The following is a 16,098-nucleotide window of genomic DNA, read 5'->3' as shown; positions in this document are numbered from 1 at the left end:
ACAATTATACCAAAAGAGAGGGGGTCATTGTTTTTTATATTAAAAACAGTTATAACCCTTGCAATAGCAAGGTTTCAAATAAATAAAGCAAAGATAGTGTTTACACTATCAAAAGGAAAGAGGAGGTGCATTTAAAATGACAATAGATGACATTAGAAAATTGCACTATAAGGAAGAAGGTAGAGAAGAAGGTAGAGAAGAAGGCGAAATGAAAAAAGCTGTAGAAATAGCAAAGAGACTTTTACGCAAAGGTGTATCCATAGATATAGTTGTAGAAAGTACTGAACTAACAATGGAAGAAGTAGAAAGTATTAATAAGGAATTGTTTAACTAAAAAAATTCATTAGGAACTTTTTAATTATAAAAAAGGTATAGCAAGATCAATTTTGCTATACCTCTTGTGTTGCTGAGCTACATAGTGATAGAGAGAATTTCAGAAAAAATAATACTTTATATTCAAAACTTCCAACCACAATATAAATAAACTTTTAATATTTTAAAAGTAAAAAATTACCAAATAAAACTTTTGCACTTATGCTTTGATGGTTTATAATAAGAGTATAAGTGCAAAACAGGATGATAGTATGAATTATCGAGAACAACTGGAAAAATTAATAATTGAAAAAAAGTCTGATTATTACTAAAGAAGTTGATCAATCAACCATGTTATCATCTGCAATAAAATCAACATCAACATTCTTCTCGCGAAGATTTTTAATATAAACAACTGCACACCTAAAAGTCTTTTTATTCTTTGGATTTTCTTGTCTCACTGAAAAATTCACAGGCTTATTGTAGGATTTACAATATTGCATATTACTTAATTGTTTTTTGAAACTACTAAGTGGCAACACCTCATGAGTCACATTATGCTCTCTACAGTACTTTACAAACCTATCATAAAAGCATGTATAATTAAGGCGAAGTACAAAATCTCCATCTAAATCCAGCACTGCATCATAGTCGATATTTCTATAAAGTTCATTATTAGCTGCCATACGATTCATAGTTTCAAAATTTTGTTCTATAACTGTTTTATTCGATGTTCCTCCATCTAACAAGTCCTCATAAGCTCCTGTTTCTATTGAGGTAATAATTTCTTTCATAGTAAAACCTGTGCACTCTTGCATATTCAAATCTAAATCATTAAATACCCTCTTAAGCAAAGCTATACCAATCATACAGTTGGCTATGGAGTTTTTAACTCTGTCATTTTTAATATTATTACTAATGGCTTTTTCAAAAATTGCACTATGGATTTCTTTGATTTTTTCCTCGTCCATTTTTAAGGCCTCCTTTAAAAGACTCGCTCCAAGTTTATTAAGTAAAATAGAATTCTCCTTTAATTTTTCTAGACTTTCTTTGGTTATATCATCAAAATAGGAAGTTGCAAATATAACTCTAAGGCTCCTTCCTATGTTTGCAGTTTCTTCTATGCCTACTTCTCCAGATAAAATAACTGAAGCTCTTGGAATAAAACTTCTATTTTTATCTAAGGTGGCTACCCCTTTTATTCCTTTGTAGTTATCATAGGAATTTCTCATAACCCCAGATATTAAATCCACTTTATTTTTACCTATTATGTGAGGCTTGTACTCTTCTAAAATAAGAGGTATAAAATTACTACTGCTGGCGGTTTTGTTTAAGGCAAAGTCTGTACACTGCGCCGCATTTAATATTCCATCTTCCATACACAATATAGGCGTAATAATATATTTTACAGCGCTACTTTTGCCACTACTACTTTCACCTTCTATTAAAAGATGGTTGTATTGAATTTTATTGTGTTTAAGTTTTTCTTTCAGAAACAAACCACATGCATAACCTAATATGGCTGCAGTATTTTTAAGGATACTAAATTTAAATAAATATGGTGCAATTTCTAAAAGCTCCTCTTTTGTTATAACATCGTTTTTTAGAATGTTAGTATTAAGCTCTGCATACTGATTTTGCATAGATATATCTAGCGTGGCCTTCCCCTCAGAATTCAAAGCACCATGCTCAGTCACGAAGCGCCACTGATTATTAACTCTATGAAAACCACTAAAGGTAACGCCCTTTCTTATATCACTAGTTTTACTTGAAATAATAAATCTTATATACTGAAGGTCCTCAACCCTTCCTATATAAAAAGTCTTAAAGCTGTTTAGTGCTCTTCTAAAAGATAATACATCATCAAAATCGGAGGTTTTAAATGTCCTCTCTCCTATAATACCTTCCGCTGTAATAATATTACCTACAATTTGAGTGTCACCTTCATTTTCAATATAATATTTAGGATTAATAATAAAATTAGAGATATTAATTATCTGTTTTTTATAATATTTGTAGTAACAAAACTTATCTTGATAAATATTACCTATAGGTTTATCCTGCAATGCAATCTTTTCTATAAGTGTTTCATCTGTTGCATTAACCAAAGCCATTAACTTTTCAAGAGTGCCTCCATTTCCCACCCAATCTACAATATCTTCCTTAAGTTTTAAGCCTGGAAGGTTTATTATTTTTATAGATTTGACCTCATTCTTTATTGCACTTAGAACATCATTTGCATAAGCTTTACCACTTTCATCATTATCAGGTAGAATTACTATATTGGCGGACCTTAAAGAAGCAACATAATCTGGACTATAAGCTGAAAATCCCCTAGCTCCAAAAGCAGTGGTAGTTCTAACTTGTCCTAATTTGATAATCGCATCCACACATTTTTCTCCTGCTACAAAGAAAATAGTCTTATCATTTTTAATACCCTCTAAAACCTTAGGTAGGTTATAAATAACATGTCTTGTTGCCTTTATTCCAAAGCTCCATTCACTATTATGTTTAGTATAGGCCATGAAATCCTTCTTTCTTTTGCCATTATCTAGCCATTCTCGTCTACAGATTTTATATAATATATTTCCAAGTTCATCCTCATAATAATAATTAGCTGTAGTCTGCTTTTTATAACTAGAATTTTGTTTTGGCTGAAGGTCACGTTTTGTAGAAGGCTCAGGGTCTTCCATTTCAATATTAATATTGTATTTCGCACTTAAAAATTTCATACTATTATGGAAGCCATCTATACCCTCGTTATACTGGACTGCACTTAAAATATCACCTTTAGCTCCACAACTAAAGCAGTTCCAATGCCTTCCGCTGCTTCCTGGAACTATGGATGCACTTGGATCCTTATCCATATGGCTATGTGCACTTTTATTAAAACAAGTAAATTTTCTATTTTTATTCTTATTGCTATGTTCCATTACGTAATCTTTTAAATGATCCTGTATTTTGTGTATACAACTTTCTTTAATTTTATTTCTCATAAATTTTTGAACCCCCTAATTACTTTTGTACGGCTTAGATCCACTAAGCATTATGAAAGAATAGAATCCTTTAAAACAACAAGCATAAGGTCTGAATTACATTTTCAGTAAACATATATGACCTTTTGCAAAACTTTTGCAGGCAAAATCTTAAATTATTACGAGAATTTTCTAATTATAGTAATATTGTAACTAAATATGAGATATGTAATTAGGTTGGATCATTGATATATAAGGGTTTATAAGTAATTTACTTATTGCATTACAAATTTAACATGGGGGGATGCAGCGTATTAGGGTTCTTAAATTTTAATTCTCACTTATATAGGAAATTTTTATACTTATATAAATAAGGTATTTTTGTTTTTTTGTAATATATATTTATAGTTATATTCTAATCTAGATATCTTAAGGGTTTGTGATGATTACAAGAGGGGGTAATAAATTAGAATAAATTGTAATGGAAGGGTAATTTATAAAAATAGTAACTAATTACAGAAAATAAATATTACCATTAGTAAATAAAGACATTATAATTCAGTAGATAGTTGTTTGGATTGTTATTAATAAATTATAACTGAGTATTTATTGCGAAGAGATAATTATAAGGCAATTATGAGGAGGGTGTATTTAGGTGAGTTCATCGTGGATTGCAATATGTATACCATTGTTTGTAATATTTTTTATTGTTTTACCGCGACAACGTGAAATGAAAAAATTGGCAATTTTAAAAAGCAAGAAGAGAAAGGGGTTAATAATTATGACGAACGAGTTGATTAAAAAATATATAGGAAAAACATGTAGTATATCCACTGGGGAATTTGGTACAAGTGCAACTGGAAAAATAATTGATGTGAATGAAAATTGGATTGAGGTTGAGACTAAAAAAGGTAAAGAACTTATAAATGCTGAATTTGTACAAAGTATTAAAATAACTTAATAATAAAATAAAAATAAACTTGTGTTAATAAGTGCAGCTCTGCAAGAGATGAGCAGCTCTGTAAGAGATGAGCTCTGCAAGATATGATTTAACAACAAAAAGGGAATTCAATAAATGAATTCCCTTTTAATATATACGTATATTCAATATTCAATTTTAAATTAAGTAGAGTATAGCAATTTATTTTAATTTAAGTTATTTTACTTTGTCTTATTACATATCCTAAAGACCTCTTATTTATAAACTTTTGCTACCCTCTAAAAACTCTGAAAATTTAATTTGATACATTGGACTATCCCCTTTCTATTAGCGATTTCTTTACTTTATCTAATGAAAGTTAATATCTTTGTGGAAGTATTTCCACTTCTTGTACTAAGTTAATTCTGTTTCTTTGTTTATGAACTAATGATAACACAGTAATTTATATTTGTAAAGACTTATTTTTAATTAATAATAATTATCTAAAAATGGAAAATTAAAAGAAAAATATAATGCATTAAAAACGACCATGTTTAATAAAGATGTTGAAAAAGTATATGACTTGAAAAATATGGTATAATACTATTAAATTAGATATCGCTAGATTGAGTAAATATATTACTGCACGGTAATATTTCAATATGATAAAAAAGTTTTTATGCAGTAATTTCCATATGTTGAGCAGAAAAATAATAATTTGTAGAATAGAAATAACAAAGGAGAGTGTAGTATGATTGAATACAAATTTGATACCCAATTATTAATAGAAGGACATAATCTTTCTGAAGATACAATAAATGAATATATCAGAAACAATATTGAAGGTGATTCTTTGCTTGCGGTTGGTGACGATGAAATTATTAAAATCCATTATCACACCAATACGCCATGGAAGGTGCTTGAGTATTGTACTTCTTTGGGAGAAATTTATGATGTCGTTGTAGAAAATATGGAACGTCAAACCATGGGTCTTAAAGGTTAAATGTATATGAACTTTTAAAAACATAAGAAGGTTAGAATTGATATTTGGAAGTTTATGGGTATATTTAAACCCAATCTCAATGATAACTTAAAAGGAGCAAGTATGGAATTTCAAAAGTCAGTTATTGAACTTATAAAGATGAGGACATCAAGCAGATCATATGATCAAAAAAATATTGAAAGTGTAACCCTTAAAAAGCTAAAGGATTATATTAAAAAGAGTAATGAAGAAACAAAATTAAGGGCTAGGGTTATATTTATACAAAGTAATGATAATGATTCTAGCAAAGCAAAAAAATTAGGGACATATGGGTTTATATCAGGTGCGAATTCATTTATTATTGCAATATTTGAAAAAGAAGAAAAAGATGCGCTTGAATTTGGGTATTTATTCGAAAAAATTATTCTCTTTGCAACGGATTTGGGGATTCAAACATGTTGGCTCGGTGGAACTTTTAATAAGAGTAATTTTGAACAAAATATGAGTTTAGTTGATAATGAATTCATACCTATAGTTTCTCCCGTGGGAATAAAAAAAGAAAAGCCTAGAGTTTTTGAATCAGTTATGAGGACAGTTATTGGCGCTAATAAACGAAAACCATGGAGTGAATTGTTTTTTGTAGCGGATAGTTTAGTACCACTAAGTGAAGATAGTGCAGGTCAATATGCCGCTGCATTAGAGATGGTAAGACTGGGACCTTCTGCTTCAAACAAACAACCTTGGAGAATTATAAAGGATGAGAATGCATATCACTTTTTCCTTTGCAGAACAAAAGGCTATGGAGTAGCTGGTTATGATATGCAAAAAAACGACATTGGTATAGCTAAATGTCATTTTGAGTTATCTGCAAATGAACTTGGATTAAAAGGTACGTGGGTAGAAATAAAAAGTATTAGTATACCAAATGACTGGGAATATTGTTGTAGCTGGTCTAAATAATATTTTTATCAACAAAAGGGAATTCAATAAATGAATTCTCTTTTAATATATACGTATATTCAATATTCAATTTTAAATTAAGTAGAGTGTAGCAATTTATTCTAATTTAAGTTATTTTTCTTTGTCTTATTACATACCCTAAAGACCTCTTATTTATAAACTTTTGCTACCCTCTAAAAACTCTGAAGATTTAATTTTATACATTGGACTATCCCCTTTCTATTAGCGATTTCTTTACTTTATCTAATGAAAGTTAATATCTTTGTGGAAGTACTTCCACTTCTTGTACTAAGTTAATTCTGTTTCTTTGTTTATGAACTAATAATAACACGGTAATTGGTATTTGTAAAGACTTATTTTTAATTAATAATAATTATCTATAAATAGAAAATTAAGGTATAATGTTTTTAAAATAAAATATATTAGAGCTATAATCATAATTCCTATCATTCTTGCGATTATAGGTGTTTTTGTAGCTTATTTATCCATAAAAGATATAGAAAAAGTAGATAGACAGGGTATATTTCAAAAAATATTAAGCTATTGCCTGATAATTTTAAACAACTATAAGCATTGAAAGAGTGGTCTACAAATAGTATGCAAATGATTGTTAAGGGTTCAACGCATGCTATACACCAAACAAATCCTAATATTATAAATAATGAAATTAAGAAATTGATAAAAATTCAAAAGTAAAGAACTCTTTTTATATACTGTTGTGTATATTCTAAAAATACAATTTATTCAATATTGTAAAATATGTTGAAGTAAATAATCAAATATTTTGAGGAGGTATGTTATGCCAACAAAAGTGAAAATAAGGATAATAGATAATATCGAATTAAGGGTACTGTTTTACGAGTACGACCTTTATGACCTGATAATGTTCATAAGCCACATTTTTTATAAATTTCAGCAATACAAGGACTTTTAGTTTCTATATAACTATCAATATCTGTTGGATACTTTATTGCTGCTTGCAATTTAATTACGCTATATTTTTCCCTATCTTCCTTATGTGTTCTCAAATAATTTCGAAAAGTAATATGCCTTTTTAATTCCTTAAAATTTCGTGGGCAAACGTATAAATGATGAGTCATGAACTCATGCTTTTCAATATATCCAAAAGCTTCTCTATTTTTTATGCCTAAATCTCCTTCATGATAATAACCTAAATTTTTCAGACGAAGTTTGACATCTTCAAATTTATCATAGCTTTGAATAATAATATCTATATCTATAATTGGTTTAGCGGATAACCCTTCTATTGAAGTGCTTCCTACATGTTCAATTGCGACAATACTGTTTTCAAGTGATTTTTCTAAATACAATTTTATTTTTTTAAATTCAATACTCCATTTAGAATCATATGGAACAACAATCACTTTTTTAGTTTTCATTTGGTTACCTCCAATATAAAATAGTTGCTTAATTGTCCTATTCGATACAATACACCTACAACCCTTTTAAAATATTATTTTATACAACAGATGTCATGAAATAGTGAGCTATCGTATAAAGGTATACCCTTATGAGTTTTATATAAAGCTTAATATCATAGATATATTTAAACAAAGTGATTACTTTCAATGGTTATAAGGTTTTAGTCCAGTTATACAGAATATCCCTTGTATTAACTAAAAGTACATCTGTATTTCACTCTTAGTCCATTCAATAATTTACTCATATCCAATAAACTAAACAATCCATTTAATTCTGTACTAGTATAGATGAGCGTTTTATTTATTGATATATAAATTTTACTATACTACTATTAGTATCATTACAACACAGATGGAATCCGGCGGAGGCTAGAAAAAGAATTGGAGTTGTAGCTCAACATAACAATTTAGATAGAGGATTAACGGATCGACAACACGATTACGTGAAAAGTTTTTCAGGAGGCATGGTCCAGCGATTAAAGATCACAAGAGCAATTATGCATAAAAGAAATAATTCGGATACAAATGTAACATGGATAGTTTTTAAAATTATGGTAAAATGAGACTTGGTCATTCAAATTCGCAACAAATGGGAATTCGTTTTTCGTGTAGCAATGTTGCCATTCAGGTTTTGATATCTGTATTGTTACTTGCAGCTCTTTTTTATAATAATCAATACATTCTAAAATTTTCGCCAAAATCAATAAAAAAGGAATCCAAAAGACAAAACAATGTCTTTTGGGGTCCTGCATGCATTAGCAGTCACATGTCTATTGGTTGCGTTTAAATAAGTATATAAATTTTATTTAACAACACCAATATTTATAAAATAAAAGCAACTTTTTATTTAACCCAAAGACTTCTTTATTCCCGAGTTTTATACTATTATGAGTATATAAATAATTAATGTGATTTTTTAAAGCGAGGGGGAGAAGCAATTATGGTTAATAAAATAAAAGTAACTAAGGTGTATAAACAAGTTATACAGCAAATAAAAAATATGATTTCTGACGGTACTCTAAAAATAGGTGACAAGCTACCATCTGAAAGAGAACTTGTTGAAAAACTTAAAGTTAGTAGATCTTCAATTAGAGAAGCTCTAAGATCAATGGAAAATATAGGCCTTATAGAATGCAGACAAGGTGAAGGAAATTTTATTGGGACAAATACAGAAAATAGTTTATATGAGCCTCTTTCAATAATGTTTCTGCTTCAAAAAAATACATCCCAAGAAATATTTGAGCTTAGGATGGCTATCGAAGTTGAAACTGTAGAGCTTGCTTCAAAAAAGATAAATTCTCAAGAACTTCAGGAATTAAAATTATTAGTTATTAAAATGAAGGAAACTTATGACCGAAATTTAAGCATAAGTCTTGATAAAGAATTCCATTACAAGATAGCGCAGGCAGCACATAATATTTTGATACTTAATATGATGAATGCAGTTTCTTCGCTAGTTGATGAATATAGGAAGGATGCATTAATAAAAATTGTAGAGATAAAAGAAAATACAAAAGTCTTGGGGTTACAACACGAAAATATTTATAATGCATTATCAGAAAACAATTTGGAAGATAGTGTAAAAGCAATGAAAGTACATATAAATTTTTCAAATGAGTATATGACAAATATTAAATAAACAAGATTTACTAATAGCTTTATGACCAGATGTTAGCCTGATTTTTTAAACTCCATAATAAACAAGTGCAATAATTACTAAACAAATCAGATAACTTACCCAATATTATTTATCAATTTGCTCATATTATTAGTTATATATTTATATAATTTACAGTAGTAGTATTTATATGAGTAAGGCTACGTTACCTTTACGTACATATAAATTAATTAGATGTGCAGGTAAGTAAAGAAAAAGGGTAAGGAGGATAGTGTTATGTTAGAAGGAAAATGTCCAGTGACAGGAAGAACAAGCAGAGCAGTAGCAGGAGGCGGAACAACTAATGAGCATTGGTGGCCAAATCAGCTTAAGCTTAATATTCTTCGTCAAAACTCAGAGCTAAGCAATCCTATGTCTAAAGGTTTTAACTATGCGCAGGAATTTAAAAAATTAAATTATTATGAACTAAAGAATGATTTATATAAGTTGATGACAGATTCTAAGAAGTGGTGGCCTGCTGATTATGGAAACTATGGACCATTCTTTATTCGTATGGCTTGGCATAGTGCTGGAACTTATAGAACTGGTGATGGTAGAGGCGGTGGAGGGGGAGGATTACAACGTTTTCCACCACTTAATAGTTGGCCAGATAATATAAATTTAGATAAAGCACGTCGTTTACTTTGGCCAATAAAAAAGAAATATGGAAATAAAATATCTTGGGCTGACCTTATGATACTTACAGGTAACTGCGCATTCGAATCTATGGGACTCAAGACAATTGGATTTGGTGGTGGCAGAATAGATTTTTGGGAACCACAGGAGGATATTTACTGGGGTAATGAAAAAGAGTGGCTTGGTGATGAGCATAATAAAGATGATAAAAAACTTGAAAATCCTCTTGCAGCTGTGCAAATGGGCTTAATTTATGTAAACCCAGAGGGACCCAATGGAAAACCTGATCCTAAAGCATCAGCATATGATATAAGGGAAACATTCTCTCGTATGGCAATGAATGATGAGGAAACTGTTGCTCTTATAGCAGGTGGACATACTTTTGGTAAATGTCATGGGGCTGCATCACCTTCGAATATTGGGCCAGAGCCAGAAGCTGCACCAATTGAGAAGCAAGGGTTGGGTTGGAAAAATAACTATAAAACTGGTAAGGGTCCAGATACCATAAGTAGTGGGATTGAAGGCGCATGGAAAGCAGAACCTACAAAGTGGACAATGGGTTACTTAAAAACATTATTTAAACATGAGTGGGAATTAGTTAAAAGTCCTGCAGGAGCATATCAATGGTTAGCTAAAGACGTAGATGAAGATGATATGGTAGTTGATGCCTATGATCCATTAATAAAGCATAGACCTATGATGACCACAGCAGATTTAGCACTTATTTATGATCCTATTTACCAATCGATAGCAATGGATTATCTAGAAAATCCAGAAAAATTTACCGAGAATTTTACCAAGGCTTGGTTTAAATTAACCCATAGAGATATGGGGCCGATATCAAGGTATCTCGGACCAGAAGTTCCAACAGAAACCTTTATGTGGCAAGACCCTGTGCCAAAAGTTAACTATAAATTGATTAATAATAAAAATATTTTAGAGATTAAGATAAAAATTTTAGATTCAATCTTGTCAATATCAGAACTTGTTACAACAGCTTGGGAATCGGCATCAACATTTCGTGGCTCAGATAAGCGCGGAGGGGCAAATGGGGCAAGAATACGATTAAAGCCACAAAGAGAATGGCAAATTAATGAGCCAGAAAGGCTTAGCAAAGTTTTAAATATTCTAGAAAAAATTCAAATGAATTTTAATATGTCACATTCCAAGGGGAAGAAGGTTTCCTTAGCTGATATTATTGTATTAGGTGGATGTGTTGGTATTGAACAAGCTGCAAAAAATGCAGGGTACAACATTACTGTCCCTTTTATTCCAGGACGAACCGATGCAACCCAAGAGGAAACAGATATAAATTCATTTAGTGTTCTTGAACCTAAGGCAGATGGATTTAGAAACTATATAAAAGATAAATATGCAGTAACATCAGATAAAATGTTAATTGATAGAGCACAATTATTAACACTAACTATTCCAGAAATGACACTATTAATTGGTGGTATGCGGGTACTAAACACTAATTATAAAGAATCGAAGGAGGGGGTGTTTACAAAGAGGGAAGAATGTCTTACAAATGATTTCTTTGTAAACCTTCTTGATATTAATACCCAGTGGAAGATGTTACCTAAATACAAGGAAAAATTCATGGGTTTTGATAGAGAATCGCAGAGTAGGAAGTGGATAGCAACAAGCGTTGATCTTATATTTGGATCAAATTCACAACTTCGCGCAGTCGCTGAGGTTTATGCATCTAATGGCAATGAGGGAAAGTTCATACAAGATTTTGTAGCTGCATGGAATAAGGTAATGAATGCAGACCGTTTTGATGTTAAATAATATTATTAAATAAAAAAACTCATTTTTATTGGCTATGTAGAACCATATCATAGATAAGGTGATGTTATTAAGAAAAATTAAGCTACCCATTATTATTATAATGGGTAGCTTAAAAAATGAACATTTATAGCTCTAAAAAGATATGAAAGTGATATTGAAATACTAGAAACTTAATAATTCTTAATACTTTTCTTTAATAATTCTTAATTTATTTGTTATAAGATAAATAATAGAAGGTTATTTATAAGGAGAGATTAAATATGTTTAAGTTTATTAAAGAATTTATTAAAAATCCAAAATTTATTGGAGCAGTTGCACCAAGTAGTGAATATTTAGCTGGAAAAATGATAGAAGATATTAATTTTAAAAAATGCAATTGTATTATAGAATATGGACCAGGAACAGGTGTTTTCACAGAAAAACTTATTGCAAGAAAAAAAGAGAACACATTATTACTTGTTATCGAGAATAACAAAGAATTTTATGAGAATTTATTTAGTATGTATGGCTACAAGGAAAATGTTAAAATTATAAATGATGGGGCAGAGAATATAAAAAAATATCTAAAAGAGTATAATATTAAACAGGTGGATTATGTTGTATCCGGGCTTCCTTTTACGGTATTGCCAGTAAATATTTCAAATACTATATTAAAGAACACAAAGGATATATTAAGCAATGAAGGAGAATTTATAACTTTTTAGTATTCTTTATTAAAAAAGAAGTTCTTAGAAAAATATTTTAATAATGTAAAGGTGAAGAAAGCAATGATAAATTTGCCACCTGCATATGTATTGAAATGCAGAGTGAAGGAGGAACTATGAAGGAAAAAATTCTAGTTGTAGATGATGATAAAAGTATAAGAAATTTAATTGAAGTTTATCTAAAAAATGATGGTTATGAGGTCTTTAATGCCTGCAATGGAAAAGAAGCTTTAGAGTCACTCGAAAGTAATGAACCTGATTTAATAATACTAGATATAATGATGCCAATTTTAGATGGTGTAGCCACTTGTATAAAAATAAGAGAAAAGTATACAATGCCAATAATATTTTTATCAGCTAAAGGGGAAGAAATCGATAAAATACAGGGGCTAACTGTAGGTGCAGATGACTACATTACAAAGCCTTTTGGTTCAATGGAAGTTCTTGCGAGAGTTAAGGCGCAACTTAGAAGATATAAAAAATTTAATTATATGCCAACTTGTAAAAATATAATTGAGATAGAGGATTTAATTATAAATACTGACACTCATGAAGTTACAGTTAGGGGTGAAAAAATAAAATTAACACCAAAGGAATTTGATATACTGGAATGCTTGGCTAGAAATAAAGGAAGTGTATTTACTATAGAAAAATTATATGAAACAGTATGGAAAGAGAGTTTTGCAGTCTCTGATACTTCTATAGCGGTACATATAACAAATTTAAGGCAAAAGATTGAAATTGATTCTAAAAATCCTCAATACATTAAGACCGTATGGGGAGTTGGATATAAAATATGAAGAATAAAATATATAATAAATTAGCAACAGATTTAATTTGTCTAGTTGCTTTCGCTTTATTAATAAGTACTATAGTTTTGCTTGTTATAGCGAGGAGCCTGTATTCTTTTGTGATTAATTCAAACACAACAGGAGATACTCTAGTTAGAACTTACAATACTTATTCAGTTCTTTTATTGATTATTCCCATTAGTATTTTTGTGGCTATTTTCTTGTTTGGAATAAACAAAAGAATTAGATATCTCAAATATATTATAAGCAAGGTAGGCAGCATCACAAATGAAAGTTTCATTGAAAAATTGGATTTTAAGGGCAATGATGAAATTACTGACTTAGCAAATAGTATCAATATTATGTCTAACCGGCTGAAGGAGAATTATGAAAAGGAAAAGAAGATTGAAAAGGCTAAAAATGAATTGATTGTAGCTGTTTCCCATGATTTAAGAACTCCGTTAACTTCAATAATAGGATATTTAGAGTTACTTAAAGATGATAAGTTCTCCTATGAAGATGTGCAGAAGGATTACTTAAATGTAGCTTATGACAAGAGTATAAGCTTAAAAAAAATAATCAATGAATTGTTTGAATATACTAAACTTACTAATGATATTACCACTTTAGAAAAAATTCCTTTCAATATAGCTACATTGGTAAATCAAATTGTTGGAGAACAAATACCTTTTTTTAATGAAAAAAATATAAAAGTAGAAATAGAAAGTACTGCAGAGGAGCTTTATTGTGAAATAGATATTCAAAAGATGGTTAGGGTGATTGAAAATATAGTTAAAAATGCTGAGAAATATAGCTTTCCTAACACTATTTTTAAAGTTAGCATGATGGAAATTAATAATAATATAAAAATAAGCTTTGAAAATAAAGGGGAAAACATAAGCAAAGAAGAGTTAGAAAAGATATTTGAGAAAATGTATAGGTTAGATAAATCAAGGACCGGTGAAACTGAGGGTTCGGGCTTAGGACTTGCAATATCAAAGAAAATTATAGAGCTTCATAGCGGAAAGGTATGGGCTGAGTGTAGCAACAACACCATAAAATTTAATATTTTACTTCAAAAGGCATAGTTGAAATTTTACTATGTTTTTTAATTTCTTATATTAATATTCTTAATAAATCTTAAGAGTTTTATCTTTAGCTATATCTCAAAGCATCATGTATGCTGTTGGAAGATATTTTCAAAATCAATTATTAGGGGAAAACTTTTTAGAAAAAAATAGGGTTACAATAGCCATTCTTAAAAAATATGGATATAAAATTCTAGCACTAGGCATTGCGTGCCCTGTAACCCCATCAGATATAATAACCCTTTCAGCAGCGTGCATCAAATTAAATTACAAAAAATGCATAGTTATTATATTAATGGCAGATTCTCCTATGATATTTTTGTATGGATTTTTAGGAACTGGAATTCAAGGTACTTTCTTCTTTAAGACTTTAGCAATTGTTGTTATTATCTTGGTATCGTATTATACATTTGTTATTTGGAACAAAATTAATAATAATTCAGGGAGGAAAGAAAAAGACTCTTCATTAGCATGAAATAGTGAGTTATCGTATAAAGGTATACCATTATGAGTTCTTTTATAAAACTTAATATCATTTGAATCATTATATATCATTTTTCTTAAATTTTTATAGTTATAACAAGGTTATAATGCAATAATAATCCAAATGAGTGCAAAACTTAATATCATAGTTATATTGCATAAAGTTCCAATCAGTTTTTTATCATAATTAAATTGTACAGCGTAAGGTATAACTGCCATACCAATTGGAAGTATTAATCCGATAAGAATTGTATATCGAAACATTGAATCAAAAGGTAAAATTAAAAACAACATTATTCCAATAATTAGACCAATGCTATATCGTATAGTTAAGATTTTTATTATGTTTTTATAATGAGACTTATCTATTGAGAAGTTTAAGAACACACCAAGGAGTAACAGAGATAAAGGTGTATTTGATTTAGATATTATCCCACAAACAGCTATAAAAGGTGAGGGAAGGTGAAATCCAGCTAGATTTACAAATAATGAAATTATATAAGCCATAAGTGGAACTGATTTAAAAGAATTTTTTACGATTTCTTTGATTTCTAATTTTGTTTCGGTTGAAGAGAAATAAGCTGCAATTATATAACAGAAAACAAACATTGTAAGTGAATTGCCCATATCAAACATACCAATATATTTCAATCCACTTTTTCCCCAGATTGACTGAATTAAAGGGTATGCAAACAATCCTATGTTAAAACCAGGGACTACCATAGCCAGCGTTCCTCTCATATTTCTTTGTTCTTTTCTAAAAATAAATACCCCAATAAATGACATTATAATGCCATATCCAGCACTTATTATAGTAAGTAAAATTAAAGAATGATCTATTTTCATTGAATTAAATGTAACAAAAATTAATGAGGGAAGAGTGATGTTGAATATAATTCTTGACATTCCATCGCCATCTTCTTCTTTTATTAAGTTTAATCTTTTAAAGGTATATCCTATTGCTATGATTATTAAAGACAAAATAAATTGTGAATTTACGTTATTAATTTTAAACACTTCCAATTTTTAAATATTTTTGTTTGATTTAATTTAACTTTTCTAAGATATTTTAAAAACAATTTACTATGAACAAAATAAAAATCCATTGTAATTATTATATCAAAGTTAAAACACTAACACCTAATTTTACAGCCAACTTATTCTATATTAAATATCGCATTTCATAATATTTCAGATGGAAATGATATTAATGGTGTTGGAGAGTGTAGTTATTAAAATATTAGGGTGAATTGAAAAAGTAACTTCCACTTTGCAGAGTTAACTTCCACCGTAAAAAGAGTTGAAAAAGTTTTTCAATAAAAAAACGTTTATTTTTGCTATTCTTCTAACAAAAT

At 29.4% G+C, this 16,098-nt stretch carries 13 protein-coding genes; 10 read left to right on the top strand and 3 right to left on the bottom strand.

Translation table 11 applies throughout. The annotated features are described in order from the left end of the window. Nucleotides 1-136 precede the first annotated feature (136 nt). Nucleotides 137-334, top strand: a complete 198-nt coding sequence (locus KPL38_RS13715) for an Rpn/YhgA-type helix-turn-helix domain-containing protein (protein WP_216289716.1) — start codon at nt 137-139, stop codon at nt 332-334. A 319-nt stretch (nt 335-653) separates the two neighbouring features. Here the strand turns inward: KPL38_RS13715 and KPL38_RS13710 are convergent, their stop codons facing one another. Beyond that, entirely contained in the window at nt 654-3,308 is a 2,655-nt protein-coding gene (locus KPL38_RS13710; protein WP_216289715.1) for a CHC2 zinc finger domain-containing protein, read from the bottom strand. A 634-nt stretch (nt 3,309-3,942) separates the two neighbouring features. On the opposite strand from KPL38_RS13710, the gene KPL38_RS13705 reads away from it, so the two are divergent. The 3 genes from KPL38_RS13705 (at nt 3,943) to KPL38_RS13695 (ending at nt 6,148) form a co-directional block, all read left to right on the top strand. Continuing rightward, a complete protein-coding gene (locus KPL38_RS13705) occupies nt 3,943-4,248 on the top strand; it encodes a DUF6897 domain-containing protein (protein WP_312884224.1) in 306 nt (101 codons plus the stop codon). A 709-nt stretch (nt 4,249-4,957) separates the two neighbouring features. Continuing rightward, nucleotides 4,958-5,209: a fatty acid kinase subunit FakA-related protein gene (locus KPL38_RS13700; RefSeq protein WP_216289714.1), complete on the top strand. Its 252-nt coding sequence runs from the start codon at nt 4,958-4,960 to the stop codon at nt 5,207-5,209. A gap of 54 nt (nt 5,210-5,263) precedes the next feature. Then, a complete protein-coding gene (locus tag KPL38_RS13695) occupies nt 5,264-6,148 on the top strand; it encodes a nitroreductase family protein (protein WP_216289713.1) in 885 nt (294 codons plus the stop codon). A gap of 887 nt (nt 6,149-7,035) precedes the next feature. Here the strand turns inward: KPL38_RS13695 and KPL38_RS13690 are convergent. Beyond that, a complete protein-coding gene (locus tag KPL38_RS13690) occupies nt 7,036-7,548 on the bottom strand; it encodes a GrpB family protein (protein ID WP_216289712.1) in 513 nt (170 codons plus the stop codon). A gap of 982 nt (nt 7,549-8,530) precedes the next feature. Between KPL38_RS13690 and KPL38_RS13685 the strand changes: the two genes are divergently transcribed. From KPL38_RS13685 to KPL38_RS13660, 6 genes are all read left to right on the top strand, one after another. Continuing rightward, nucleotides 8,531-9,229 carry a FadR/GntR family transcriptional regulator gene (locus tag KPL38_RS13685; RefSeq protein ID WP_216289711.1) on the top strand — a complete coding sequence of 233 codons (699 nt, stop codon included), beginning with the start codon at nt 8,531-8,533 and terminating at the stop codon, nt 9,227-9,229. A gap of 255 nt (nt 9,230-9,484) precedes the next feature. Next, nucleotides 9,485-11,677, top strand: coding sequence for a catalase/peroxidase HPI (katG, locus tag KPL38_RS13680; protein ID WP_216289710.1), 2,193 nt, complete (start codon nt 9,485-9,487; stop codon nt 11,675-11,677). Between the two features lie 260 nt (nt 11,678-11,937). Then, on the top strand, nt 11,938-12,381 hold the full coding sequence (locus KPL38_RS13675) for a class I SAM-dependent methyltransferase (protein WP_312884223.1): 444 nt from the start codon (nt 11,938-11,940) through the stop codon (nt 12,379-12,381). 116 nt (nt 12,382-12,497) lie between these two features. Then, nucleotides 12,498-13,181, top strand: a complete 684-nt coding sequence (locus tag KPL38_RS13670) for a response regulator transcription factor (protein ID WP_216289709.1) — start codon at nt 12,498-12,500, stop codon at nt 13,179-13,181. Next, nucleotides 13,178-14,260 (top strand): sensor histidine kinase, encoded by a 1,083-nt coding sequence (locus tag KPL38_RS13665; protein WP_216289708.1) that lies wholly within the window; start codon nt 13,178-13,180, stop codon nt 14,258-14,260. Before KPL38_RS13670 ends, KPL38_RS13665 begins: the two co-directional genes overlap by 4 nt. 49 nt (nt 14,261-14,309) lie before the next feature. After that, nucleotides 14,310-14,735 (top strand): VTT domain-containing protein, encoded by a 426-nt coding sequence (locus KPL38_RS13660; RefSeq protein ID WP_312884225.1) that lies wholly within the window; start codon nt 14,310-14,312, stop codon nt 14,733-14,735. A 110-nt stretch (nt 14,736-14,845) separates the two neighbouring features. Here the strand turns inward: KPL38_RS13660 and KPL38_RS13655 are convergent, their stop codons facing one another. Beyond that, nucleotides 14,846-15,724: an AEC family transporter gene (locus KPL38_RS13655; RefSeq protein WP_246577972.1), complete on the bottom strand. Its 879-nt coding sequence runs from the start codon at nt 15,722-15,724 to the stop codon at nt 14,846-14,848. Nucleotides 15,725-16,098: the final 374 nt, after the last annotated feature.

It is taken from the genome of Clostridium psychrophilum, assembly GCF_018861705.1.
Taxonomy (GTDB): Bacteria; Bacillota; Clostridia; order Clostridiales; family Clostridiaceae; genus Clostridium_AD; species Clostridium_AD psychrophilum.
Note: the sequence above shows the minus strand (reverse complement) of the source record. Positions and strands in the feature narration are given on the sequence as shown.

What these genes read in the sequence shown, in the direction of transcription:
- KPL38_RS13670 (WP_216289709.1), top strand. Translation starts at nt 12,498, where the DNA reads ATGAAGGAAAAAATTCTAGTTGTAGATGATGATAAAAGTATAAGAAAT.
- KPL38_RS13700 (WP_216289714.1), top strand. Translation starts at nt 4,958, where the DNA reads ATGATTGAATACAAATTTGATACCCAATTATTAATAGAAGGACATAAT.
- KPL38_RS13715 (WP_216289716.1), top strand. Translation starts at nt 137, where the DNA reads ATGACAATAGATGACATTAGAAAATTGCACTATAAGGAAGAAGGTAGA.
- KPL38_RS13695 (WP_216289713.1), top strand. Translation starts at nt 5,264, where the DNA reads ATGGGTATATTTAAACCCAATCTCAATGATAACTTAAAAGGAGCAAGT.
- KPL38_RS13710 (WP_216289715.1), bottom strand. Translation starts at nt 3,308, where the DNA reads ATGAGAAATAAAATTAAAGAAAGTTGTATACACAAAATACAGGATCAT.
- KPL38_RS13685 (WP_216289711.1), top strand. Translation starts at nt 8,531, where the DNA reads ATGGTTAATAAAATAAAAGTAACTAAGGTGTATAAACAAGTTATACAG.
- KPL38_RS13690 (WP_216289712.1), bottom strand. Translation starts at nt 7,548, where the DNA reads ATGAAAACTAAAAAAGTGATTGTTGTTCCATATGATTCTAAATGGAGT.
- KPL38_RS13675 (WP_312884223.1), top strand. Translation starts at nt 11,938, where the DNA reads ATGTTTAAGTTTATTAAAGAATTTATTAAAAATCCAAAATTTATTGGA.
- katG (WP_216289710.1), top strand. Translation starts at nt 9,485, where the DNA reads ATGTTAGAAGGAAAATGTCCAGTGACAGGAAGAACAAGCAGAGCAGTA.
- KPL38_RS13665 (WP_216289708.1), top strand. Translation starts at nt 13,178, where the DNA reads ATGAAGAATAAAATATATAATAAATTAGCAACAGATTTAATTTGTCTA.